General features: G+C 64.8%; 20 protein-coding genes and 1 pseudogene. 6 read left to right on the top strand and 15 right to left on the bottom strand.

Annotation, left to right across the window (positions count from 1 at the left end; genetic code table 11):
• Positions 1-7: 7 nt before the first annotated feature.
• The 6 genes and pseudogenes from JQ631_RS05595 to JQ631_RS05570 all read right to left on the bottom strand — a co-directional run bounded on the left by JQ631_RS05595 (position 8) and on the right by JQ631_RS05570 (position 6,387).
• Entirely contained in the window at positions 8-781 is a 774-nt protein-coding gene (locus JQ631_RS05595) for a motility protein A (protein ID WP_212324661.1), read from the bottom strand.
• Between the two features lie 215 nt (positions 782-996).
• Entirely contained in the window at positions 997-1,821 is an 825-nt protein-coding gene (locus JQ631_RS05590; protein WP_212324660.1) for an SDR family NAD(P)-dependent oxidoreductase, read from the bottom strand.
• A gap of 16 nt (positions 1,822-1,837) precedes the next feature.
• A complete protein-coding gene (locus JQ631_RS05585) occupies positions 1,838-2,557 on the bottom strand; it encodes an RraA family protein (protein WP_212324659.1) in 720 nt (239 codons plus the stop codon).
• Between the two features lie 122 nt (positions 2,558-2,679).
• Positions 2,680-3,561 (bottom strand): CDP-alcohol phosphatidyltransferase family protein, encoded by an 882-nt coding sequence (locus JQ631_RS05580; RefSeq protein ID WP_212324658.1) that lies wholly within the window; start codon positions 3,559-3,561, stop codon positions 2,680-2,682.
• 87 nt (positions 3,562-3,648) lie between these two features.
• Positions 3,649-4,362: pseudogene (locus JQ631_RS05575) on the bottom strand (phosphatidylserine decarboxylase); the annotation flags it as partial.
• A 69-nt stretch (positions 4,363-4,431) separates the two neighbouring features.
• Positions 4,432-6,387 carry an ABCB family ABC transporter ATP-binding protein/permease gene (locus JQ631_RS05570; RefSeq protein ID WP_212324656.1) on the bottom strand — a complete coding sequence of 652 codons (1,956 nt, stop codon included), beginning with the start codon at positions 6,385-6,387 and terminating at the stop codon, positions 4,432-4,434.
• Between the two features lie 201 nt (positions 6,388-6,588).
• On the opposite strand from JQ631_RS05570, the gene JQ631_RS05565 reads away from it, so the two are divergent.
• Complete coding sequence (locus JQ631_RS05565; RefSeq protein WP_212324653.1) at positions 6,589-7,194, top strand: LOG family protein; 606 nt, start codon at positions 6,589-6,591, stop codon at positions 7,192-7,194.
• Here the strand turns inward: JQ631_RS05565 and JQ631_RS05560 are convergent, their stop codons facing one another.
• The 4 genes from JQ631_RS05560 to cysS form a co-directional block, all read right to left on the bottom strand.
• The gene (locus JQ631_RS05560) at positions 7,195-7,572 is read right to left on the bottom strand and encodes a VOC family protein (protein ID WP_212324651.1); all 378 of its coding nucleotides are present in this window, start codon (positions 7,570-7,572) and stop codon (positions 7,195-7,197) included.
• Between the two features lie 143 nt (positions 7,573-7,715).
• Complete coding sequence (gene cimA / locus JQ631_RS05555) at positions 7,716-9,314, bottom strand: citramalate synthase (protein WP_212324649.1); 1,599 nt, start codon at positions 9,312-9,314, stop codon at positions 7,716-7,718.
• On the bottom strand, positions 9,311-9,820 hold the full coding sequence (locus JQ631_RS05550) for a GNAT family N-acetyltransferase (protein WP_212324648.1): 510 nt from the start codon (positions 9,818-9,820) through the stop codon (positions 9,311-9,313). Before JQ631_RS05550 ends, cimA begins: the two co-directional genes overlap by 4 nt.
• A complete protein-coding gene (cysS, locus tag JQ631_RS05545; RefSeq protein ID WP_212324647.1) occupies positions 9,820-11,217 on the bottom strand; it encodes a cysteine--tRNA ligase in 1,398 nt (465 codons plus the stop codon). Before cysS ends, JQ631_RS05550 begins: the two co-directional genes overlap by 1 nt.
• A gap of 292 nt (positions 11,218-11,509) precedes the next feature.
• Here cysS and JQ631_RS05540 point away from each other — a divergent pair, with 292 nt between their 5' ends.
• Both JQ631_RS05540 and JQ631_RS05535 read left to right on the top strand, forming a co-directional pair.
• Complete coding sequence (locus tag JQ631_RS05540) at positions 11,510-11,815, top strand: hypothetical protein (protein ID WP_212324646.1); 306 nt, start codon at positions 11,510-11,512, stop codon at positions 11,813-11,815.
• A 130-nt stretch (positions 11,816-11,945) separates the two neighbouring features.
• Positions 11,946-13,121 (top strand): DUF2865 domain-containing protein, encoded by a 1,176-nt coding sequence (locus JQ631_RS05535; protein WP_212324645.1) that lies wholly within the window; start codon positions 11,946-11,948, stop codon positions 13,119-13,121.
• 225 nt (positions 13,122-13,346) lie between these two features.
• Here the strand turns inward: JQ631_RS05535 and JQ631_RS05530 are convergent, their stop codons facing one another.
• Genes JQ631_RS05530 through JQ631_RS05520 form a run of 3 tightly spaced genes read right to left on the bottom strand, consistent with a single transcriptional unit; the run spans position 13,347 to position 16,867 of the window.
• A complete protein-coding gene (locus JQ631_RS05530) occupies positions 13,347-15,104 on the bottom strand; it encodes an NAD+ synthase (protein WP_212324644.1) in 1,758 nt (585 codons plus the stop codon).
• A 16-nt stretch (positions 15,105-15,120) separates the two neighbouring features.
• Positions 15,121-15,474, bottom strand: a complete 354-nt coding sequence (locus tag JQ631_RS05525; RefSeq protein ID WP_212324642.1) for a diacylglycerol kinase — start codon at positions 15,472-15,474, stop codon at positions 15,121-15,123.
• A gap of 4 nt (positions 15,475-15,478) precedes the next feature.
• A complete protein-coding gene (locus JQ631_RS05520; RefSeq protein WP_212324640.1) occupies positions 15,479-16,867 on the bottom strand; it encodes a class II 3-deoxy-7-phosphoheptulonate synthase in 1,389 nt (462 codons plus the stop codon).
• Between the two features lie 181 nt (positions 16,868-17,048).
• Here JQ631_RS05520 and JQ631_RS05515 point away from each other — a divergent pair, with 181 nt between their 5' ends.
• Positions 17,049-17,945, top strand: a complete 897-nt coding sequence (locus tag JQ631_RS05515; RefSeq protein WP_212324638.1) for an alpha/beta hydrolase family protein — start codon at positions 17,049-17,051, stop codon at positions 17,943-17,945.
• 3 nt (positions 17,946-17,948) lie between these two features.
• Here JQ631_RS05515 and JQ631_RS05510 read toward each other — a convergent pair whose 3' ends face one another.
• On the bottom strand, positions 17,949-19,244 hold the full coding sequence (locus tag JQ631_RS05510) for an ATP-binding protein (RefSeq protein ID WP_212324637.1): 1,296 nt from the start codon (positions 19,242-19,244) through the stop codon (positions 17,949-17,951).
• A complete protein-coding gene (locus JQ631_RS05505) occupies positions 19,241-19,900 on the bottom strand; it encodes a response regulator transcription factor (protein ID WP_212324636.1) in 660 nt (219 codons plus the stop codon). The genes JQ631_RS05510 and JQ631_RS05505 overlap by 4 nt, the downstream gene beginning before the upstream one ends.
• Positions 19,901-20,126: 226 nt before the next feature.
• Here JQ631_RS05505 and JQ631_RS05500 point away from each other — a divergent pair, with 226 nt between their 5' ends.
• Both JQ631_RS05500 and JQ631_RS05495 read left to right on the top strand, forming a co-directional pair.
• Positions 20,127-20,876: a COG4705 family protein gene (locus JQ631_RS05500; RefSeq protein WP_212328504.1), complete on the top strand. Its 750-nt coding sequence runs from the start codon at positions 20,127-20,129 to the stop codon at positions 20,874-20,876.
• 62 nt (positions 20,877-20,938) lie between these two features.
• Positions 20,939-21,337, top strand: a complete 399-nt coding sequence (locus JQ631_RS05495; RefSeq protein ID WP_212324635.1) for a hypothetical protein — start codon at positions 20,939-20,941, stop codon at positions 21,335-21,337.
• The last annotated feature ends 6 nt before the right edge of the window (positions 21,338-21,343 follow it).

Genomic DNA, 21,343 nt, shown 5'->3' with positions numbered 1-21,343 from the left:
TCCGGCCTCAAGCCGGAACCGGCTCGCCTTCGGCGTGGCGATGCTTCTCCGGCAGGTAGGCCAGCAGCATTTCGCGCACGAGCGTCGGGCTCTTGGAGTCGCGGATCATCAAGATGCCGTCGATGATCAGGGTGCGGTTGGTCTCTTCGTCCAGCAGCTTGCCATGCAGCTTGTCGGCGATCGGGATACAGAACAGGTTGGCGACAAGCGCGCCGTAGAGCGTCGCAAGCAGCGCGGTCGCCATGAACGGGCCGAGCTTGGACGGATCGGTCATGTTGGCGAACATCTGCACCATGCCGATCAGCGTGCCGACCATGCCGAAGGCGGGGGCGCAATCGCCGACGGCGCGATAGATCTTGCTGCCCTCGTCCAGATGCATGAGGAAATTGTCGCGATCGCGCTCGAGATTGTCGCGGATGAAATCGAGGTCGTAGCCGTCGGCGACGTAGCGGATGCCCTTGGCGAGGAACGGCTCGTCGGTCTCGACCTTTTCGAGGCCGACCGGCCCCTGCTTGCGGGCAATCTCGGCGATGCGGGCGAGTTCGTCGACGAGATCATGGGCCGACAGACGGCTCATGGTGAAGGCGAACTTGGCGCCGAGCGGCAGGCCGTGCATCAGCGCCGAGAGCGGAAAGCGGATCATGGTCGCGGCGGTCGATCCACCGAAGATGATGATCATCGCATGTTCGGAGACGAACATGTGAAGATCGCCACCCAGCAGCATCATCGTCGCGATGACGATAATGCCCGCCACGAGGCCGACGCTCGTCATGATATCCATGGGAGACTCCAACGCGTACGCGACAACGGCCATCCTGGCCGGTGGTGCGGCCCAACCCCGAACCGCATTGGAAACCCTAGAGCGCCGCCCTTAAAGCCGCGTAAAGGTTAAGTTCAGCCGATGCGACGGAGCGGCGCGCGTGGGCCGAAAGAACGGCGGCCTTGCCGTCCTGCGAACCCGGATTTCAACGCTTTGCTAACCATAAATGAGGCGCGTCACGACGACAGTCCGGTCAGCTCCAGGCTGAGCGTGCGCAGGCGCCTGCGCGCGGCGGCATCATAGGCCTGAGGATTGGCGCGTGCCTCGTTCATGCCGTTGAAGAACAGGCCGCTGCGGCCGGCGACGTCGTCGCCCTCAACGAGATGCAGGATCGCCGCGCCGCCCTGCTCCACGGTCGAGATCGGCGTGATGCCGCCCGCACGGACCATCGTGGTGTTCATGAAGGTCGCCGGATGCAGTGCGTTCACGGTGATCCCGGCACCCTTTAGTTCCTCCGCGAGGTCGATCGTGAACATGATCTGCGACAGCTTGCTCTGCGCGTAGGCGCGCGAGCCGCTGTAGCCCTTCGTGATCATGATGTCGTCGAAATCGATCGGATGCTGGCCGAGCGAAGCGACGTTGACGATGCGCGCGGGCGCACCGGCCCTCAACGACGGCAGCAGCAGATGGGCCAGCAGGAAGCCCGAGAGATAGTTGACGGCAAAGCGCAGCTCGTGACCGTCGCGGCTCTCCTGCCGCTGCGGCCCATCGCTCTGCGAGCCGATGCCCGCATTGCTGACGAAGACATCGAGCCGCTGATGATCGCGGATCACCGCCGCGGCAAGCTCGCGCGTGCCGGCCATCGAGGAGAGATCGGCTTGATAGAAGGTCGGCGCGATGTCGCCGGCCTTCACGATCTCGTCGATCAGCGTCTTGGCTCGCTCCGCACTCCGGCCATGGATCAGGATCTTCGCGCCTTCGGCGGCAAGGCGGGTTGCAACATGGCGCCCGACACCGTCCGTCGAGCCCGTGATCAGCACCGTCTTGCCGCGCATGTCCATGGCGTGGCTCCGCGCTTCAATGAATCTCCGCCGAGCGCTTCAGCGCGGCCTTGAGCTTCTCCAGCGAGAAGTCGGGGCTGCGCGCGATCTCGAGGATCGGCGTCTCGCGGCGGCCACAGAGCTCGGCGGCTTCCGGGAGTTTTGCCGCAAGATCGAGCGGAATCACGATGGCGCCATGCCGGTCGGCGTGGATCAGGTCGTCGGAATTCACCGTCATGCCGGCGACACGGACCTGCCCGCCAAAGCTTTCCGCGTGCACCCACGCATGCGACGGACCATACGAGCCGGCCAGCGCCTGAAAGCCCGGCGCCCATTGCGGGACGTCGCGGATCGAACCGTCGGTGACGACGCCGAGACAGCCGAGCGCCTTGTGGACGTTGCTTTGCACCTCGCCCCAGAATGCGCCATAGCCGATGTCGGGGCCGTCGACGTCCTGGATCACCGAGATACGGGGACCATGGCCGGTGCCGACATATTCATAATACTCGATGCGACGCTTGGCCTGTTCCGCCGCCGGCAGTGGGGATTTCTGTACCGCGCGGATCGTGACCGTGCGGGCATAGCCGACCATCGGCGGCAGCTCGGGAAACGGGCAGACCAATTGCTTGGTGGTGAAACCGATCAACCGCCGCTCCGGTGCGATGACCTCCATGGCGTTGCAGATCGTCGGTGTGTCGTAGCGGCCCAGCGCTTCGATGACGGAAGCGGGCAGCGGCCCGGTCGCGGATTTGGTCACGGCGTTCTCTCCCAGATTGGCGGCCGCTGTTGACGCGGTGCCGCCGGCACTGGGCGATATAGCCGAGATCAGGCCTCAACCCAACTCAGGCGCCCTCATGGCAGATATCCGCATGCGATCGCTCAGTGCAATCGTCCGGGCCGGCCATCGTCGTGCGGCGGCTCAGACAGGCTCGCCATGGTCGGGGCCGACGGCGGTGACGAGACCTCATCGCTCGCAGGCGCAGGGCCAGCCATCGCACGCGCCTGATCGCGATAGGATTTGTAGCCGAGGGGCAGGCCAAGCAGGTACAGCGCCGTACCGACCGACAGCACATGCCAGGGATAGGCAATCAGGATCGCAATGAAGACAACCACCGCGACGAAAGCGGGCAGCACCAGTTCTGGCGACACGCGCATCCGCTTGGTCTTGCCGGAGAATACCGGTAGCCGCGAGACCATCAGGAAGGCGATCAGCAGCGTATAGGCTGCGGTCAAAGCGGCGGGCACGCGGCCGAGATCGAGGAACGCAGCATAGATCGGCAGCAGCACGGTGATGGCGCCGGCCGGCGCCGGCACGCCGGTGAAGAAATTGGCGGCGAAAGCAGGCTTGTTCGGATCGTCCATGGTGGCGTTGAAGCGCGCGAGCCGCAAGCCGCCGGAGATCGCAAACACCATCGCGGCGATCCAGCCCGCATTGCCGAGCTCGTGCAACTGCCAGAAGTACAGCATCAGGCCAGGGGCGACGCCGAAATTGACGAAGTCGGCGAGGCTGTCGAGCTCGGCGCCGAACTTGGACTGGCCCTTGATCAGGCGCGCGACACGGCCATCGATGCCGTCGAGCGCGGCCGCGAACACGATGGCGTAGACGGCGAGCGCCATCCGCCCCTCGATCGACAGCCGGATCGAAGTCAAGCCGGCGCAGATCGCCAGCAGGGTGATGACGTTGGGCACCAGCATGCGCACCGGGATCGGGCGGAACCGCCGGCGGCGAAGGTCGGGATCTCTCTCGTCGTAGGGCGTCATTGGCTCGTCCTCACCTGCAGGCGAGATATAGCAAGCCGTGCCGCTCTCCGCCATTGCGGCGGAAGGCCCCCAACACGGGCTTCCGGGTTAACTGGCGCGGTAGGCGCGATTCGGGTCGTCCCCGGTGAGATCGGCCAGGATCGTCTCACCGGCGATCGCGGTCTGCCCTTCCGAGACCAACGCCTTGGTGCCGACAGGCAGATAGACGTCGAGCCGCGAGCCGAAGCGGATCAAGCCGAACCGCTCACCGGCGCCGACCGCCTGCCCCTCCTTGACGAAGCACACGATGCGCTTGGCAACGAGGCCCGCGATCTGGATCACGCCGATGCGGCCCTGCGGCGTCGAGATCACAAGCGAATTGCGCTCATTGTCCTCGCTCGCCTTGTCGAGCTCGGCATTGATGAACAGGCCTGGCCGATAGGCGATGCGGTCCACCCTGCCCGCGATCGGGCTGCGGTTCACATGGCAGTTGAACACGCTCATGAACACCGAGATGCGCGGCAGCGGCCGGTCGCCGAGCCCAAGCTCGGCCGGCGGCAGCGCCATGGTGATCATCGAGACGCGCCCGTCGGCGGGCGACACCACGAGGCCGTCGCGCTGCGGCGTCACGCGCATGGGATCGCGGAAGAACAGCGCGCACCACACGGTGAGGATCGTGCCGATCCATCCCAGCGGCGACCACAGCCAGAACAGGACCAGGCTTGCCAGTGCGAAGCCGCCGATGAAGGGATAGCCCTCCTTGTGAATCGGCGGGATCTGACGCTGGATCGAATCGAGAATGGACATCGCTATCTGCCGCTCAGGGGTTGATGGCGCGGATCGTCTCGCGCTCCGGGGTTGTTTAGGCCAGAGTTGGGACCGGAGACAAGCTCACTCCGCGGCCGCCTGCGCCGTGAGGGCGTCCTCGACCGGCGGCGGCTGCCGGTTGGGCGCCTCGCTGCTGTCAGCCATCCGGGCCAGTTTCTCGCGCGCTGCCTCGGCCTCGCGCTGCCTATTCCACATGCTGGCGTAGAGACCGCCCTGCGCGAGCAGGCTGGCATGGGTGCCGCGCTCGGCGATGCGGCCCTGGTCCAGCACGATGATTTCGTCGGCGCCGACGATGGTCGAGAGGCGGTGCGCGATCACCAGCGAGGTGCGATTCTTGGCGACTCGATCGAGCGCGCCCTGGATTTCGTGCTCGGTGTGGGTATCGAGCGCCGAGGTCGCCTCATCAAGCACCAGGATCGGCGGCGCCTTCAATACCGTGCGCGCGATCGCGACGCGCTGCTTCTCGCCGCCCGACAGTTTCAGGCCGCGCTCGCCGACCTGGGTCTCGTAGCCCATCGGCGACATGCGGATGAAATGGTCGATCTGCGCCAAGCTCGCGGCTTCCTCGACCTCGGCATCGCTGGCGTCCCAGCGCCCGTAGCGGATGTTGTAGCGGATGGTATCGTTGAACAGCACCGTGTCCTGCGGCACCATGCCGATCGAGGCACGCAAGCTTGCCTGCGTGACCTCGCGGATGTCCTGCCCGTCGATCAGGATCTTGCCGCCGGAGATGTCGTAGAGACGGAACAGCAGACGCGAGATGGTCGACTTGCCCGCACCCGACGGGCCGACGATTGCGACCGTCTTGCCGGCCGGCACTTCGAAGCTGATGCCTTTCAGGATCGGTCGCGTCGGCTCATAGGCAAAGCGCACGTCCTCAAAGCGCACCGTGCCGGCAGAGACTGCCAGCGGCTGCGCACTGGGGACGTCCTTGATCTCCGCCTCGCGGCCGATCACATTGAACATCTTCTCGATGTCGATGATCGCCTGCTTGATCTCGCGATAGACCATGCCCATGAAATTCAGCGGCTGGTAGAGCTGGATCATCATGGCGTTGACCAGCACGAAATCGCCGACCGTGTTGGTGCCGTTGCGCACGCCGATCGCGCACATCAGCATGGTCGCGGTCAGACCCAGGGTGAAGATCACGGCCTGGCCGGTGTTGAGCACCGCGAGCGAGGTGTAGGTGTGAACGCTCGCCTCCTCGTAGCGCGCGACTGACTTGTCGTAGCGCTGCGCCTCGCGGGCCTCGGCGCTGAAATACTTGACGGTCTCGTAGTTGAGCAGCGAGTCGATCGCCTTCGTGTTCGCCTCGGTGTCGGAATCGTTCATCTTGCGGCGAATGCCGATCCGCCACTCGGTCGCGATGTAGGTGTAGTACATGTAGAGTGTGACCGTGATCAGGGTCGCGACCACGTAGCGCCAATCGAACTGCCAGAGCAGCACAGCCATCAGCAGCGTGACCTCGACGATGGTCGGGATCAGCTGCAGGATCACCATGCGCACGATGACCTCGATGCCCTCGCGGCCGCGCTCGAGCACGCGCGTCAGTCCGCCGGTCTTGCGCTCGAGATGAAAGCGCAGCGACAGTTCGTGCATGTGGACGAAGGTGATGGTGGCGAGCTTGCGCACCGCATGCATGGCGACGCGGGCAAAGATGCCGTCGCGCCATTGCGTCAGCACCGCCATCACGATGCGCATGACGCCGTAGCTCGCGGTGAGCAGCAAGGGCGATGCGACCACCCAGAGATGCCAGTTGCCTGCCTGCACCGGCGCGGTATTGGCGCCCGTGAGCGCGTCCGTCGCCCATTTGAAGCTGAACGGCACCGTCAGCGTGATCAGCTTGGCGGCGAGCAGCAGCACCATCGACCAGACCACCCGCATCTTCAGGTCGAAACGGTCGCCCGGCCAGATATAGGGCCACAGATGCGCCAGCGTGCCCATCAGGGTGGCCCGCTCCAGCGGTCCGCCGGATTGATCGGGCACGTCGGGGACGTCTGGCGAAGGGGGTGGGCTCATCAAGAAACCTGAAAGGCCCGCCGGATGCGGGCGCGGTGCGATTTGCGATTTTCGCTCGTCATATAGAAGCTTCCCGGCCGAAGCGCACCCCGCCAGATGGCGAATCTTCGATTGTTTGTCGTCGTTTACCGGTAGATTCCCGGGTGACGCGAATCATCTGAGGGGCTTGACGCCCCTTCGCTGCAATGCATCATGGCACCAATGAGCACGATCAAAACTGTCTGTGTCTATTGCGGCTCCGGTCCCGGAACCAACCCCCACTTCACCGAAGGCGCCAAGGCGTTCGGCAAGGCGCTCGCCGAGAACAACATCCGGCTTGTCTATGGCGGCGGCTCGCTTGGCCTGATGGGCTCGGTCGCGACCTCCGTGCTGGATCACGGCGGCACCGTCACCGGCATCATTCCTGAATTCCTGCGCAAGCGCGAGAACGCGCTGACCCGGGTGCAGGAAATGATCGTCACCCCCGACATGCACGAGCGCAAGCGGCTGATGTTCGAGCGTTCCGACGCGTTCGTGGCGTTGCCGGGCGGTGTCGGCACGCTGGAGGAGCTGGTCGAGCAGTTGACCTGGAAGCAGCTTGGCCGTCACGCCAAGCCGGTGCTGCTCGCCAACTTCGACAATTTCTGGGAGCCGCTGTTCTCGCTGCTGTCGCACATGCGCCAGACCGAGTTCATCCGCGCCGGCCTTTCCGTCGATATCCTCAAGGCCGATCGCGTCGAGGACATCCTGCCGAAGCTGAAGTCGGCGGCGGCCCAGATTGCCGAGGCGGAAAAGCAGCTCGCCCCTGACGTCGCGCGCAAGCTGTAATCAGTCCTGCGGAAACGTCACTGCCTCGATCCGGTTACCATCGGGGTCGAGGACGAAGGCCGCGTAGTAGCGGACGCGATCATGCGGGCGGATGCCCGGTGCGCCGTCGGATGCGCCGCCGGTCGCAAGTGCTGCGGCATAGAATGCATCGACCTCGGCCGTTGTTTTTGCCCGCAGGCAGATATGCGTGCCGCTCTCCGGCGGCACATGCGGCATCGCTTCGCGTAAGTTGATCCAGAACTCCGGGTAGGTCTTGCCGAAGCCGATCGTGCGCGGGCGCGCCACGAGGCGCGTGAGGCCGAGGGCAGCGAGCGCGGCTTCGTAGAATTTGGCGGAGCGTTCGAGATCGCTGACGCCGACGGAGATGTGGTCGATCATGCCTTGGCTTCCCTCTCCACGTCATCGCGAGGAGCACTTGCGACGAAGCAATCCAGACTGTCCCCGCGGAGAGATTCTGGATTGCTTCGCTTCGCTCGCAATGACGGCCCCTGTAACGGCGCCGGTACCACCACCGCAGCAGCCTACGCCGGCGCGCCCGATTTCACGAGCTTGTAGATCACCGAATCCATCAGCGCCTGGAACGAGGCGTCGATGATGTTCGGGGACACGCCGACCGTGGTCCAGCGATCGCCGTTCTCGTCCTCGCTCTCGATCAGCACGCGCGTGACCGCGCCGGTGCCGCCATTGAGGATACGCACGCGGTAGTCGATCAGCGTCAGGCCCTCGATGTACTTCTGGTACTTGCCGAGGTCCTTGCGCAGCGCGACGTCGAGCGCGTTGACGGGGCCGTTGCCTTCGGCCGCCGAGATCAGATGCTCACCGGCGACGTCGACCTTGACCACGGCGAGCGCCACGGTGACACGCTCGCCATGCGAATTGTAGCGCTGCTCGACATTGACGTCGAATTGCTCGACCTCGAAATAATGCGGGACCTTGCCGAGAGTCCGTCGCGCCAGCAGATCGAACGAGGCGTTGGCGGATTCATAGGCGTAGCCCTGAGCCTCGCGCTCCTTCAACTCCTCGACCAGCCGGGTCAGCTTCGGATCGCTCTTTTCGTAAGCGATTCCGGCGCGATCGAGCTCGGCGATGACATTGGAGCGGCCGGCCTGGTCCGAGACCAGCACCTTGCGATGATTGCCGACCGTCTCCGGCAGCACATGCTCATAGGTCTGCGGATCCTTCATCACGGCGGAGGCGTGGATGCCGGTCTTGGTGACGAAGGCGCTCTCGCCGACGTACGCCGCATGCCGGTTCGGTACGCGATTGAGCATGTCGTCGAGCGTGCGCGAGACCTTGACGAGCGTCGCCAGATTCTCCGGCGTGACGGAGATCTCGAAGGCGTCCGAAAACTCCTTCTTCAATTTCAGCGTCGGAATCAGCGAACAGAGATTGGCGTTGCCGCAGCGCTCGCCGAGCCCGTTCAGCGTGCCCTGGATCTGCCGAGCGCCGGCACGCACAGCCGCGAGCGAGTTCGCTACCGCCTGCTCGGTGTCGTTATGGGCGTGGATGCCGACGTGATCGCCGGGGATGTGCTTCGTCACCTCGGCGACGATGGCCTCGACCTCGTTTGGCATGGTGCCGCCATTGGTGTCGCACAGGACTACCCAGCGGGCACCGGCCTCATAGGCGGCCTTGGCGCAGGCCAGCGCAAAACTCGCATCTTCCTTGTAGCCGTCGAAAAAGTGCTCGCAGTCGAGCATGACCTCGCGACCCGCAGCCTTCGCGGCCGCGACGCTGTCGCGGATCGAGGCGAGGTTTTCCTCCTTCGTCGTCTCCAGTGCCACGCGCACCTGATACGCCGAGGACTTCGCAACAAAGCAGATTGCATCGGCCTTGGCTTCCAGCAGCCCGGCGACACCGGGATCGTTGGAGACCGAGCGCCCTGCCCGCCGCGTCATGCCGAAAGCGGTGAAGCGCGCGTGGCTGAGCTTCGGCCTGCTGCCGAAAAACTCCGTATCGAGCGGATTGGCGCCGGGATAGCCGCCCTCGACATAGTCGATGCCGAGATCGTCGAGCATCGCCGCGATGGCCTGTTTGTCGGTCAGCGTGAAATCGACGCCGTTGGTCTGCGCGCCGTCCCGCAGCGTGGTGTCGAAGAGATAAAGACGCTCCTTGCTCATTGCAGCGCTCCCGACGCGGGTCCGCTGCCGAGCGTCTTTTTCATGGTGGTGTTGGCGAGCCATTCGTCGTTGATGGTGACACTGTTGCGCTGCTGGGCGGTATAGCCGCGCTTGGCGAAAAAGTTTTGCGCGGTGTCGCTGGCATCGACCGTGAGCGCCGCAGCGCCGCGGCCGCCCGCAAGCTTCTCCAGTGCGTCAACGAGCATGGTCGCGATGCCCTGACGGCTCACAGCCGGATGCACATAGAGCATGCGGATATGATCGGCGCCGCGCAGCGAGGCGAAGCCCACGGGCGAGCCGTCGAGCGTGGCGATCAGCGTCAGGTCGGACGCCAGCCGCTTGCCGAACTCCTCGGTGTCGGCCGACGCCATCCAGGCTTCCTGCTGCGCCTCGGTGTAGTCGTCACCGGTCAGCTCACCGATGCTCGCAGCGAAGATCGCGGCCAGCATCGGCACGTCGGCCTGCAAGAACGGCCGCAAGCCGGGCTTGGGGTGCGCTTGTGCCATCACGCGAGCTCCCAGGTCGTCACCGGCTTGCCGTCGGCGTCTTTGCCGTCCTTGATCACGATGCCCTTGGCGGCGAGTTCGTCACGGATGCGATCGGACTCTTTGAAGTCTTTTCGCGCACGCGCCGCCGTGCGCTCGGCGAGCAGGCGGTCGATCTCGCCGGCATCGACACCGCTCGCCTGCTGCTTGCGGCCCTCCCATTGCGCCACGCTCTCGGACAGGAAGCCGAGCAGACGAAGCGAAGCCGAGAGGCCGGCTGCATCGGACGCGTTGCGCACCCCATGCAGCGCCGCGATCGCCTGCGGCGTGTTGAGGTCGTCGAGCAGGGCATCGAGCACGGATGCCGCCGGCTTCGACGGCGCGACGTCGGCCGCAAAGCGATACCAGTCGTTGAGCGTCTTGGCGCTCTCCTCCAGCGACTTCATGGTCCAGTCGATCGGCGAGGTGTAATGCGTCTTCAGCATGTTGAGGCGCAGCACCTCGCCCGGCCAGTCCGCGAGCAGCTCGTGGATGGTGATGAAGTTGCCGACGCTCTTCGACATCTTCTCGCTCTCGACCTGGAGGAAGCCGTTATGCATCCAGTAGTTCGCCATCCGCTGCTGGTGGAAGGCGCAGCAGGTCTGCGCGACCTCGTTCTCGTGATGCGGAAACACGAGGTCGATGCCGCCACCATGGATGTCGAACTGTTCGCCGAGATGCTTCCACGCCATGGCCGAGCACTCGATGTGCCAGCCCGGACGTCCCTCGGTCTTGATGCCGGCCGGCGACGGCCAGGACGGCTCGCCCGGCTTCGACGGCTTCCACAACACGAAGTCTGTCGAATCCTTCTTGTAGGGCGCAACATCGACACGTGCGCCGGCGATCATCTCGTCGAGTGACCGCTTCGACAGCGCGCCATAGCGCGGCAGTCCGTCATTGGCCGCGTTCATCGCCTGCGGCGAGAACAGCACGTGGTCCTCGGCGGCATAGGCAAACCCGCCCTTGATCAGCCGCTCGATGATCTCGCGCATCTCGACGATATGCTCGGTCGCGCGCGGCTCGACGCTCGGCCGCAGCGCGCCGAGCGCATCGACATCCGCGTGGAACTGCTTGCCGGTCTGCTCGGTGACCTTGCGGATCGCCTCGTTCAGCGGCAGGCCCGGAAAGTCCCGCGCGGCGCGGTCGTTGATCTTGTCGTCGACGTCGGTGATGTTGCGGACATATTTGACGTGCGCCTCGCCATAGAGATGGCGGAGCAGCCGAAACAGCACGTCGAACACGATCACCGGCCGCGCATTGCCGATATGGGCGAAGTCATACACGGTCGGTCCGCAGACATACATGCGGACGTTCTTCGCATCGAGCGGCACAAAGCTGCGCTTTTCCCGGCTCAGCGTATCGTAAAGACGCAATTCCATATGGACACCCGTCGGCTGTTGGCCGGGCGTCCAGTGCTCTCAATGTGGTTGAGAAAAGACGGCTCCAGCCAGCGAATCGCTAGCTCGTAATCTCGCGGCAGATAATGCAGATGGCGAGGAGACCGTTCATGGCGGTCATATGGGCCACGAAGGGCCTTGGCGTCAAGAGAGCCGCGAAAATGCCGCTTTATGTCCACAATGGGCGGCCGCCCGCCTTGATGGTTCATCATCCTTAACCATTTGAGCCCATTCTGGAACCGGCAGTTCCTGCTTTTTGCCCCAAGGTGTTTTCATGCGATCGTTGCTCGCGCTCATGTCCTGCGCCTCCATCCTTGCGGCATCCAGCGCTTTCGCCGAAACCCGCGTCTTCATCATCGCCAACCAGGCCGACGGCTATGGCGTCGACCAGTGCCTGGCCAAGGGCGAGAAATGCGGCGCGCACGTTGCCCGCACCTACTGCCAGTCACGAGACTTTGCGCAGGCATCGGCCTACCGCCGGGTCGATCCCGACGAAATTACCGGCTCTGTCCCCAAATCCGGCGCAAACTGCTCCCATGGCCATTGCGACGAATATGTCGCAATCACCTGCCAGCGCTGAATTCCTTCGGAACTGGTGGACCTTAGGACCCGTTTACGGCCCCTGAAACGACGTGACGATGCCGCGGGAAGCGGCTATTGGAGGGCGCGCATCGGCCCCCCAAATCACGCCCGGCCGTGACCTCGCTAGAATGGCGGATATGCCTGAATTTTTGTCCCTGTCCCGTCCCCGCTCCCTCCTTGCCTGCACCGTGCTTCTCAGCGTCGTGCTCGCCACTGACGCCTTTGCACAGGCCGGCCCGCCCGGCGCGCCGCCGCCCGCCCAGGGCGGGCCCGGAACGAACCCGATGTGCGTGCGGCTGGAAGGACAGCTGGTTGCGCTCGATCGCGGCGGCAACGGCGATCCCGCGCGCGAGGACCAGATCCGGCGTTACCAGGAATCGCAGACCCGCCAGCAGGCCGAGCTCGACCGCGTCACCATGCAGGCCAAGCGCATGGGCTGCGAATCCTCCGGCTTCTTCTCGCTGTTCAACGGCCAGTCGGCGCAATGCGGTCCGGTCAACACCCAGATCCAGCAGATGCGGGCCAATCTGGATCAGATCACCGGCAGTCTCGAACGCCTGCGGAGCGGTCCCGGTGGCGGCAGCCCTGAACGGGACAGCCAGCGCCGCTCGGTGCTGGTTGCGCTCGCGCAGAACAATTGCGGCCCGCAATACGCCAATGCCGCGCAGTCACAGGGCGGCGGCAACTTCCTGAGCAATCTGTTTGGCGGCGGCAACAACCCCAACAATCAGCAGCCGGGTGTCCCGCCCGCCGATCTCGGCCCGCAGTCCGGCACCTATCGTACCGTGTGCGTGCGCACCTGCGACGGCGCCTATTTCCCGATCTCGTTTGCGACCGTGCCGGCGCGCTTCCCCGATGACGAGAAGACCTGCAAGGCGCTGTGCCCGGCGGCGGAAGCCGTTCTCTATGCCCACCGCAATCCCGGCGAGGACATGAACTCCGCGGTCTCCATCAGCGGCCAGCCCTACACGTCGCTGCCGACCGCCTTCAAATTCCGCAGCGAGTTCAACCCGTCCTGCTCCTGCAAGGCGGCTGGCCAGAGCTGGGCCGACGCGCTGAAATCGGCCGACGACAAGGCCGCGGCAGAGCAGCAGGGTGACATCATCGTCACCGAGGAAAGCGCCAAGAAAATGCAGCAGCAGCGGCTCGGCAAAGGCGCGCCTGCAAAGAAAGGCGCGGCCCCTGCACCGGCAACGGCCGCCGCGCCGGCCGCGACGCCGCCTGCGGAATCGAGCACCACAACCACGTCGGAGAACAAGCCGATCCGTTCGGTCGGCCCGACCTTCCTGCCGCAGCAGAAGTAGCAGGACTTCTTACTTCCCTTCTCCCCTTGCGGGAGAAGGTGGCGCGAAGCGCCGGATGAAGGGTTCTCTCCGCGCTCACAAATGCACATGAGAGTATGCCGACAGTACCCCTCACCCGATCGAGATCGCTTCAACGGCGGTACTGCCCTCTCCCGCAAGGGGCGAAGGCGCAATAACGCCCATCGCGCCCGCGGATACGAAGGGAAGCCGCAAGATTAGCCTGCCCTACCCCTCGAACGCGTCGATCGACGCCTTGCTGCCGCGCGACACCAGCGTTTCGTCGGGTGCGGGAAGCTTCTCGCCGCGATCGCGAAAGCGGTTGGTGATGGGATAGCGGCGGTCGCGGCCAAAGTTCTTGCGCGTCACCTTCACGCCGGGTGCGGCTTGACGGCGCTTGTATTCGGCGACGTTGAGGAGATGGTCGATGCGGGTCACCGTCTCGCGGTCGAAGCCTGCGGCGATGATCTGGTCGAGCGGCTCCTCGCGTTCGACCAGCCGCTCGAGGATCGCATCGAGCACATCGTAAGGCGGCAGTGAATCCTGATCGGTCTGGTTCTCGCGTAGCTCAGCCGTCGGCGGACGCGTGATGATATCGGGCGGGATCACTTCTCCCGCGGGCCCCAGTGCACCATCGGGCTTCCACACGTTGCGTAGCGTCGCCATCCGGAACACCTGCGTCTTGTAGATGTCCTTGATCGGATTGAAGCCGCCGTTCATGTCGCCATAGAGCGTGGCGTAGCCGACCGACATTTCCGACTTGTTGCCCGTTGTCACCACCATCAGCCCGATCTTGTTGGAGATCGCCATCAGCAGCGTGCCGCGGGTGCGGGCCTGGAGGTTTTCTTCGGTGATATCAGCCGGCAGGTTCTTGAACAGGCCGGACAGGATGGTCTCGAACCCGCCCACCGCTTCAGCGATCGGCAGCACCTCGTAGCGGATGCCGAGATGACCGGCGAGCTCACCTGCGTCGGCAATCGAGTGTGCGGCCGTATAACGATAAGGCAGCATCACGCCGTGCACCTGATCGGCGCCGAGCGCGTCGACCGCGATCGCGGCGCACAGCGCGGAATCGATGCCGCCGGAGATGCCCAGCAGCACGCCGGGAAAGCCGTTCTTGCCGACGTAGTCGCGCAAGCCCAGCACGCAGGCGGCATAGTCGGCGCGGTCGCCTTCGGGTTGCTCGGCGACTGGTCCGGTACAGCGCCAATCGCCGCCAGTCCTGGTGAAACGCAGCGTGGTGATGCTCTCTGCGAACGCCGGCAATTGCGCGGCGAGCGACAGATCGCCATTGAGCGCGAAGGACGCGCCGTCGAACACGAGCTCGTCCTGGCCGCAGACCTGGTTGAGATAGACCAGCGGCAGGCCGCATTCAGTGACCCGCGCCACCGCCACCGACAAGCGCACATCGTTCTTGTCGCGGGCATAGGGCGAGCCGTTCGGCACCAGAATGATCTCGGCGCCGGTCTCCGCCAGCGTCTCGACCACGTTCTCGTAATCCTCGGACTCTTCCAGCCAGATGTCCTCGCAGATCGGGACGCCGATCCGCACGCCGCGCACGGTCACCGGGCCGGCGGCCGGACCGCGCGCAAACAACCGCTTCTCGTCGAACACGCCGTAGTTCGGCAGATTGCATTTGAAGCGCAGGCCAGCGATGCGCCCGCCGTCGAGCAGCGCGCAGGCATTGTAGAGCTTGCCGTCCTCGACCCAGGGCGTGCCGACCAGCAACGCCGGGCCCCCGTCGGCGGTCTCGCGCGCGAGCGCCTCGATGGCCGAGCGGCAGGCAGCCTGGAAGGCCGGCTTCTGCACCAGATCTTCCGGCGGATAGCCGGCGATGAACAATTCCGGAAACAGCACGACATCGGCGCCGTCGGCGATGGCGCGCGCGCGTGCGACGCGAACCTTCGCGGCGTTGCCCTCGATGTCGCCCATGGTCGGATTGAGCTGGGCGAGCGTGACCGCGAAGGCGCTGAGACGTTCGGTCATGGCCGCCGTCCTCGAGTTAGAGGAACCCCAATCGCTCGATGATGGCGATGATCCAGAATGCGCCGGCCATCAGCAGCGCAACGCCAACCGCGGCCGACCCCATGTCCTTGACCCGGCCGATCTGCTTGTCGTGATCCATCGTCAGGCGGTCGGCGAGCTTCTCGATCGAAGTGTTGAGCAGTTCGACCACCAGCACGAACGCGACCGAGCAGACCAGTTCGACCGCGCGCGTCGCGCTTGCCGCGACCAGCCAGGCCACCGGCAGCGACAGGATCAGCGCAAAGATCTCCTCGCGAACGGCCTGTTCCGAGCGGAACGCAAAGGCCAGACCGTTGCGGGAATTGATCGTGGCCTTCCAGATGCGCAGCAAGGTCCTAGAGCCCCGCTGCGAACGGCATCGGCTTGGCTTTGCCGACGCGTTCCTGCTTGAGGAGCTCCGCGACCAGGAAGGCCATGTCGATGGATTGCTCGGCATTCAGGCGGGGATCGCAGACCGTGTGGTAGCGGTCATTGAGGTCCTCGTCCGTGATGGCGCGGGCGCCGCCGATGCACTCGGTGACATCCTGGCCCGTCATTTCCAGATGCACGCCGCCGGCATGGGTGCCCTCGGCAGCATGGATCGTGAAGAACGACTTCACCTCGGACAGGACGCGATCGAACGGTCGCGTCTTGTAGCCCGTGGTCGAGGTGATGGTGTTGCCGTGCATGGGATCGCACGACCAGACCACCACCTTGCCCTCGCGCTTCACCGCGCGGATCAGGTTCGGGAGATGATCGGCGACCTTGTCCGAGCCGAAACGGTTGATCAGGGTCAGCCGGCCCGGCTCGTTGTCGGGATTGAGCACGTCGATCAGCTTCAACAGCTCGTCGGGCTTGAGCGACGGACCGCACTTGAGCCCGATCGGGTTCTTGATGCCGCGGAAATATTCGACATGGCCGTGGTCGAGCTGGCGGGTACGATCACCGATCCAGATCATGTGGCCCGAGGTCGCGTACCAGTCGCCGGTGGTGGAATCCACGCGGGTCATGGCCTGCTCGTAGCCGAGCAGCAGCGCTTCATGGCTGGTATAGAAATCAGTGGCGCGCAGCTCCGGATGGCTCTCGAGATCGAGGCCGCAGGCGCGCATGAAGTTGAGCGCCTCGGAGATGCGGTCGGCCAATTCCTTGTAGCGGCGGGACTGCGGACTATCCTTCAGGAAGCCGAGCATCCATTGATGCACGCTGCCGAGATTGGCAAAGCCGCCGGTCGCAAAGGCGCGGAGCAGGTTCAGCGTCGCGGCCGACTGGCGATAAGCCATCAGCTGCCGCTGCGGATCCGGCACGCGCGCTTCCCTGGTGAAGGCGATGTCGTTGACGATGTCGCCGCGATAGCTCGGCAGCTCGACGCCGCCCACCTTCTCGGTCGGCGACGAGCGCGGCTTGGCGAACTGGCCGGCGATGCGGCCGACCTTCACCACCGGCACGGCGCCGGCATAGGTCAGCACCACCGCCATCTGCAGCAGCACGCGGAAGAAGTCGCGGATGTTGTTGGCGCCGTGCTCGGCAAAGCTCTCGGCGCAATCACCACCCTGGAGCAGGAAGGCATCGCCGGCCGCAACGCGCGCCAGCGCCTTCTTCAGATTGCGCGCCTCACCGGCGAACACCAGCGGCGGAAAGGTTGCAAGCTGCGCCTCGACGTCGGCCAGAGCCTTGGCGTCGGGATAATCGGGCACCTGTAGCACCGGCTTGCTGCGCCAGGACTCGGGCGTCCACCGCTCGGACATCGCAATCTCTCCGTGAAGCAAAAAGTGCAACCTGATCTGTGGGTTGCGAGGGCCGCCTTATACACAGGCTGGCGCGACACCGCCAGTTGTAAATCCATTTCGCAATGCAAACCCTTGCGGGCAAAGCTGAATTCGCATTTGCTAGGGGTGGCAGAGGAAACCGGCAAGACAGCTTCCATCCATGGACGCGCCACTGGACGACGTTTTCATCGACGAGATCAGCTTCCCGGCCACCGACGGGTATGCGCTGACCGGCACTCTATTCCTGCCGCGCGGCACCAAGCGGCATGCCGTCCTGATCAATTCGGCGACCGCCGTTCCGCGCAAGATCTACAGGGGCTTTGCGTCCTACCTCGCCCATCGCGGCTGCGCGGTTCTCACTTACGACTATCGCGGCATCGGCGACTCCCGGCAGCCGGCGATGGTCGGCTACAACCAGCCGAAATCGCTGGTCGGCTTCAAGGCCTCGATGTCGGATTGGGCCGCGCAAGACGTCACCGCCGCGGTGCGCTGGATGCGCGAGCGTTACAATACCCTGCCGCTTGCCTATGTCGGCCACTCCTATGGCGGCCAGGCGCTCGGGCTGATCGAGAACAACGGCGAGATTTCGCGCGCCGCGTTCGTGGCCTCGCAGGCCGCAACATGGCGGCTGATGACATCGCCGGAGAAATATCGCGTCTTCGCGTTCATGAATTTCGTCGGCGTGCCGCTCGTCCACGCGCTCGGCTACGCGCCGGGCTGGGCCGGGATCGGCGAGGATTTGCCCAAGGGCGTCTTCCTGCAATGGGCCGAGTGGGTCTCGAGCCCGCGCTATCTGTTCGATTCCAAACTGCCGGCGCTGGAGAATTTTGCGAAGTTCAAGGGCGAGCTGCGCGCGCTCTGTTTCTCCGACGATCCCTGGGCGACGCGGCCCGCCGTCGAGCTGCTCACATCAGGCTTCACCGCGATCAAGCCGGAGGTGGTGACGGTGAAGCCGTCCGACGTCGGCGCCAAGGCGATCGGCCATTTCGGCTTCTTCCGCCCCGAGCACCGCGACACGCTGTGGCGCGGCGTCGCGGAATGGGTCCAGGAGCAGTGAGGGTCAGGCAGACGCAGTGGGCAGCCTGACCAGAACACGCAATCCGGTCCGTCCGCTTTCGGTCGTGTTCGCGACTTCAATCGACCCGCCGAGTCCATCGACAATCCGCTTGACGATCGAGAGGCCAAGGCCAGCACCATCGCCTTCAGGCCGCTGCCCTCGGAAGAACGGCTCGAGGATGCGGCCGATCTCCTCGGGAGGCACGCCGCGCCCGCTGTCCTCAATCTGAAGGATCGCCGTATCGCCGTCGCGATAAACACGCGAGTCGATCCGGCCGCCTTGCGGCGTGAAGCGTAGCGCATTATCGATGAGATTGCGGACCACGGCCGCAAGCATCACGGCCTCACCGCGGACCATCGCGGGTTCGACGCGCGCAAAGCCGAGATCGACGCCACGGTCGGCCGCCCCTGGCAGCAGATCGGCGACGACCTGCTTCGCAACATCATCCAGCCTCACGACAGGCATTGTCGCGGTGTCAGGCCGCCCCGCATCCTGTCTCGCGAGCGCGAGCAATTGGTCGAGCAGATGTCGCGTCCTGCCGATGCCCTGCCGGAGCGCCGCGACGCGCTCGCGCGCATTTGCCGGCAAATCGACCGGATCGAGATTCTCAGCCTGTAGGCTCAGCGCCGTGATTGGCGTGCGCAATTCGTGCGCAGCATCCGCCACGAACCGCCGCTGTTGATCCATCATGCCGCGCACCCTCGCGAGCAGACCGTTGATCGAACCGATGAAGGGACGGAGCTCGCTCGGCATTTGCCCGGCCGGCAGCGGCGTCATGTCGTCGGCGCGGCGGCTGTCGAGATCATCGGCAAGGCGCACCATCGGCCGCAGCGAGCGCGCGATGACGATGGCGGTGACCAGCAACAGGCAGGGAATGAGCGCGGCGATCGGCAGCACGGTGCGGAACGCCATGTCGCTCGCGATCTCATCGCGCACGGAGGTGCGCTGCGCCACCGCGAACCTGGTGCCGTCGGGCTGAGTCCGCAGCAGCACGCGGATCGGTTGCCCCTTGCGCTTTGCCAGTGAGAGACCGTCCTTGAGGCTCCAGAGCTTCGCATCGCTCTCGGACGCCTGATCGATCAACCACACCTCGGCATCTTCATCAACACCATGCAACTCGCGGCCACCGGGGAGGCTGCCCGTCTGCACGAGGCCCGCGATCTGGATCAGGACGGAGTCCTGCATTTCGATGGCCTCGTTGAACGCCCAATGATAGGCGAACAGACCGCCGATGATGCCCGTCAGCAGAATGATTGCGGTCAGGCCAGCGAAGAGACGGCCCCGCAAAGACCTGATCATGGGCGGTCCACCATCCAGCCGACGCCGCGCACGTTGCGGATCGCGTCGGCCCCGAGCTTCTTGCGCACGGCGTGGATCAGGAATTCGATCGCGTTGCTCGCGACCTCCTCATTCCAGCCGTAGATCTGCCGCTCCAGCTCGCTGCGCGCCAGAATCGTGCCGGCGCGCGACAGCAGCGCCTGCAGCAGCGCGAACTCGCGCGCGGTGAGCACTGCGGATTTTGCCAGATACGACGCCTCACGGCTCGCGGGGTCGAGACTGAGCGTGCCATTGCCGAGCAGCGCCGGCGAACCGCTGGCCTCGCGCCGGGTGACCGCACGCATCCGCGCCAGCAATTCGCGGATCTCAAACGGCTTGACGAGATAATCGTCAGCGCCGAGGTCGAGGCCCTCGATCCTGTCGTCGATGGCATCGCGCGCCGTCACGATGATAATGGGAAGCTTGCGACCGTCGGCGCGCAGCCGCCTCAGGATGTCACGGCCATCCACGTTCGGCAGACCGAGATCCAGCAGCAGCACCTCGTAGGACTCGCTTGCGGCCGCCACCAGCGCGGTCTCGCCGTCTCTGACCCAGTCGACCGCATAGGCAGCATCCTTCAGCGCCTGCTCGACAGCTGCGCCGACCATCCTGTCGTCCTCGATCAACAGAACCCGCAAAAATTGATCCTCAAAACGCACCGGACCATCCGGCTGTCAATCATGGCCATTCCGACTTAGCGCAGAATTAGCAGGCGCCAGCCGGCCCAAATTGCGGCGAAAGCAACCCTATCAGGAAATTTCCTGTCCCTAAGTCGGACCTAAGTCCGCGGCGCGACGGTCCCGCATCGTTTTGGCTTCGGGAGATTTGGGCGTGTCGCAATATTCGGGTCTTGGCGCAGGACGGATGCTGAACAAGGTTCCAGAGGCCACCGCGATCTTCTGGGTCATCAAGATCCTATCGACCACCGTCGGCGAAACCGGCGCCGACTATCTCGCGGTACATGTCGGCCTCGGCGCCAGCCTGACTGCAATCTTCATGACCGGCCTGCTCATCGCCACCCTCCTGCTTCAGTTCAGCCGCCGCGCCTATATACCCTGGATCTACTGGCTCACCGTCGTGCTCGTCAGCATCGTCGGCACACAGCTTACCGATCTCCTCACCGACAAGCTCGAGATCAGTCTCTACATCAGCACCGCCGCCTTCGCCTGCGCGCTCGCGGCGACCTTTGCGGTCTGGTACGGCGCCGAGCGCACGCTGTCGATTCACAGCATCGTCACAACCAAGCGCGAGTTGTTCTACTGGATAGCGATCCTGTTCACCTTCGCGCTCGGCACTGCGGCAGGTGATCTTGCGACGGAAGCGCTCGGTCTCGGCTTCCAGCTCGGCGTCGTCGCCTTCGGCGTGCTGATCGTGGCAGTCACTGCGACCTATTACATCGGTGGCCACCCCGTCCTCACCTTCTGGCTCGCCTACATTCTCACCCGTCCGCTCGGCGCCTCCCTCGGCGATCTTCTGTCACAGGCCCGCGAGTATGGCGGCATCGGGCTCGGGACCATCCAGACCAGCATCGTCTTCCTCACCGTGATCGTCGGCCTCGTCGCTTGGGTGACGTTCGAGGGCGAAGGAGCACGCCGGGCTGATCCAGCGCAGTAATTCCAACGCAAACTTCAACGCTGCCTGCATGGTGCAGGAGCCACACCAGGAGAATTAGCGTGATGAAACTCGCTACCGCCGTAGCCGTCGGCCTGCTCACGACCTTCACCGGCGAACCCAACATGCGTGCAAGTCAGCGGTTCGTTTTCGTGCCGCTCGCGAAAGCCGCGACCGCGAAGCTCGGCGACCTCTCGCCTTTCCGCACCATCGTTGTCGATGTCGCCGCGCTGATCGACAGGGGCGACCTCCCCGGCGCCAGGACCAGGATCAAGGATCTCGAGACCAAGTGGGACGAAGCCGAAGCGGGCTTGAAGCCGCGCGCGGCGGCCGACTGGCACACCGTCGACAAGGCGATCGACCGCGCGCTGGAAGCGTTGCGCGCAAGCACGCCGGACGCCGCAAAGTGCAAGCAGGCGATCACCGATCTGCTCGCCGTCATGGATGGCGTCGCCAAGGCTTGAGGCTGG

Source organism: Bradyrhizobium manausense (assembly GCF_018131105.1).
Lineage (GTDB): Bacteria > Pseudomonadota > Alphaproteobacteria > Rhizobiales > Xanthobacteraceae > Bradyrhizobium > Bradyrhizobium manausense_B.
This window is presented reverse-complemented; position numbering and strand designations above follow the sequence as displayed.

Bases quoted from the DNA above. Each gene is read 5' to 3' on its own strand.
- JQ631_RS05595 (WP_212324661.1), bottom strand. From the start codon at position 781: ATGGATATCATGACGAGCGTCGGCCTCGTGGCGGGCATTATCGTCATC.
- JQ631_RS05590 (WP_212324660.1), bottom strand. From the start codon at position 1,821: ATGGACATGCGCGGCAAGACGGTGCTGATCACGGGCTCGACGGACGGT.
- JQ631_RS05580 (WP_212324658.1), bottom strand. From the start codon at position 3,561: ATGACGCCCTACGACGAGAGAGATCCCGACCTTCGCCGCCGGCGGTTC.
- JQ631_RS05570 (WP_212324656.1), bottom strand. From the start codon at position 6,387: ATGAGCCCACCCCCTTCGCCAGACGTCCCCGACGTGCCCGATCAATCC.
- JQ631_RS05565 (WP_212324653.1), top strand. From the start codon at position 6,589: ATGAGCACGATCAAAACTGTCTGTGTCTATTGCGGCTCCGGTCCCGGA.
- JQ631_RS05560 (WP_212324651.1), bottom strand. From the start codon at position 7,572: ATGATCGACCACATCTCCGTCGGCGTCAGCGATCTCGAACGCTCCGCC.
- cimA (WP_212324649.1), bottom strand. From the start codon at position 9,314: ATGAGCAAGGAGCGTCTTTATCTCTTCGACACCACGCTGCGGGACGGC.
- JQ631_RS05550 (WP_212324648.1), bottom strand. From the start codon at position 9,820: ATGGCACAAGCGCACCCCAAGCCCGGCTTGCGGCCGTTCTTGCAGGCC.
- cysS (WP_212324647.1), bottom strand. From the start codon at position 11,217: ATGGAATTGCGTCTTTACGATACGCTGAGCCGGGAAAAGCGCAGCTTT.
- JQ631_RS05540 (WP_212324646.1), top strand. From the start codon at position 11,510: ATGCGATCGTTGCTCGCGCTCATGTCCTGCGCCTCCATCCTTGCGGCA.
- JQ631_RS05535 (WP_212324645.1), top strand. From the start codon at position 11,946: ATGGCGGATATGCCTGAATTTTTGTCCCTGTCCCGTCCCCGCTCCCTC.
- JQ631_RS05530 (WP_212324644.1), bottom strand. From the start codon at position 15,104: ATGACCGAACGTCTCAGCGCCTTCGCGGTCACGCTCGCCCAGCTCAAT.
- JQ631_RS05520 (WP_212324640.1), bottom strand. From the start codon at position 16,867: ATGTCCGAGCGGTGGACGCCCGAGTCCTGGCGCAGCAAGCCGGTGCTA.
- JQ631_RS05515 (WP_212324638.1), top strand. From the start codon at position 17,049: ATGGACGCGCCACTGGACGACGTTTTCATCGACGAGATCAGCTTCCCG.
- JQ631_RS05510 (WP_212324637.1), bottom strand. From the start codon at position 19,244: ATGATCAGGTCTTTGCGGGGCCGTCTCTTCGCTGGCCTGACCGCAATC.
- JQ631_RS05500 (WP_212328504.1), top strand. From the start codon at position 20,127: ATGCTGAACAAGGTTCCAGAGGCCACCGCGATCTTCTGGGTCATCAAG.
- JQ631_RS05495 (WP_212324635.1), top strand. From the start codon at position 20,939: ATGAAACTCGCTACCGCCGTAGCCGTCGGCCTGCTCACGACCTTCACC.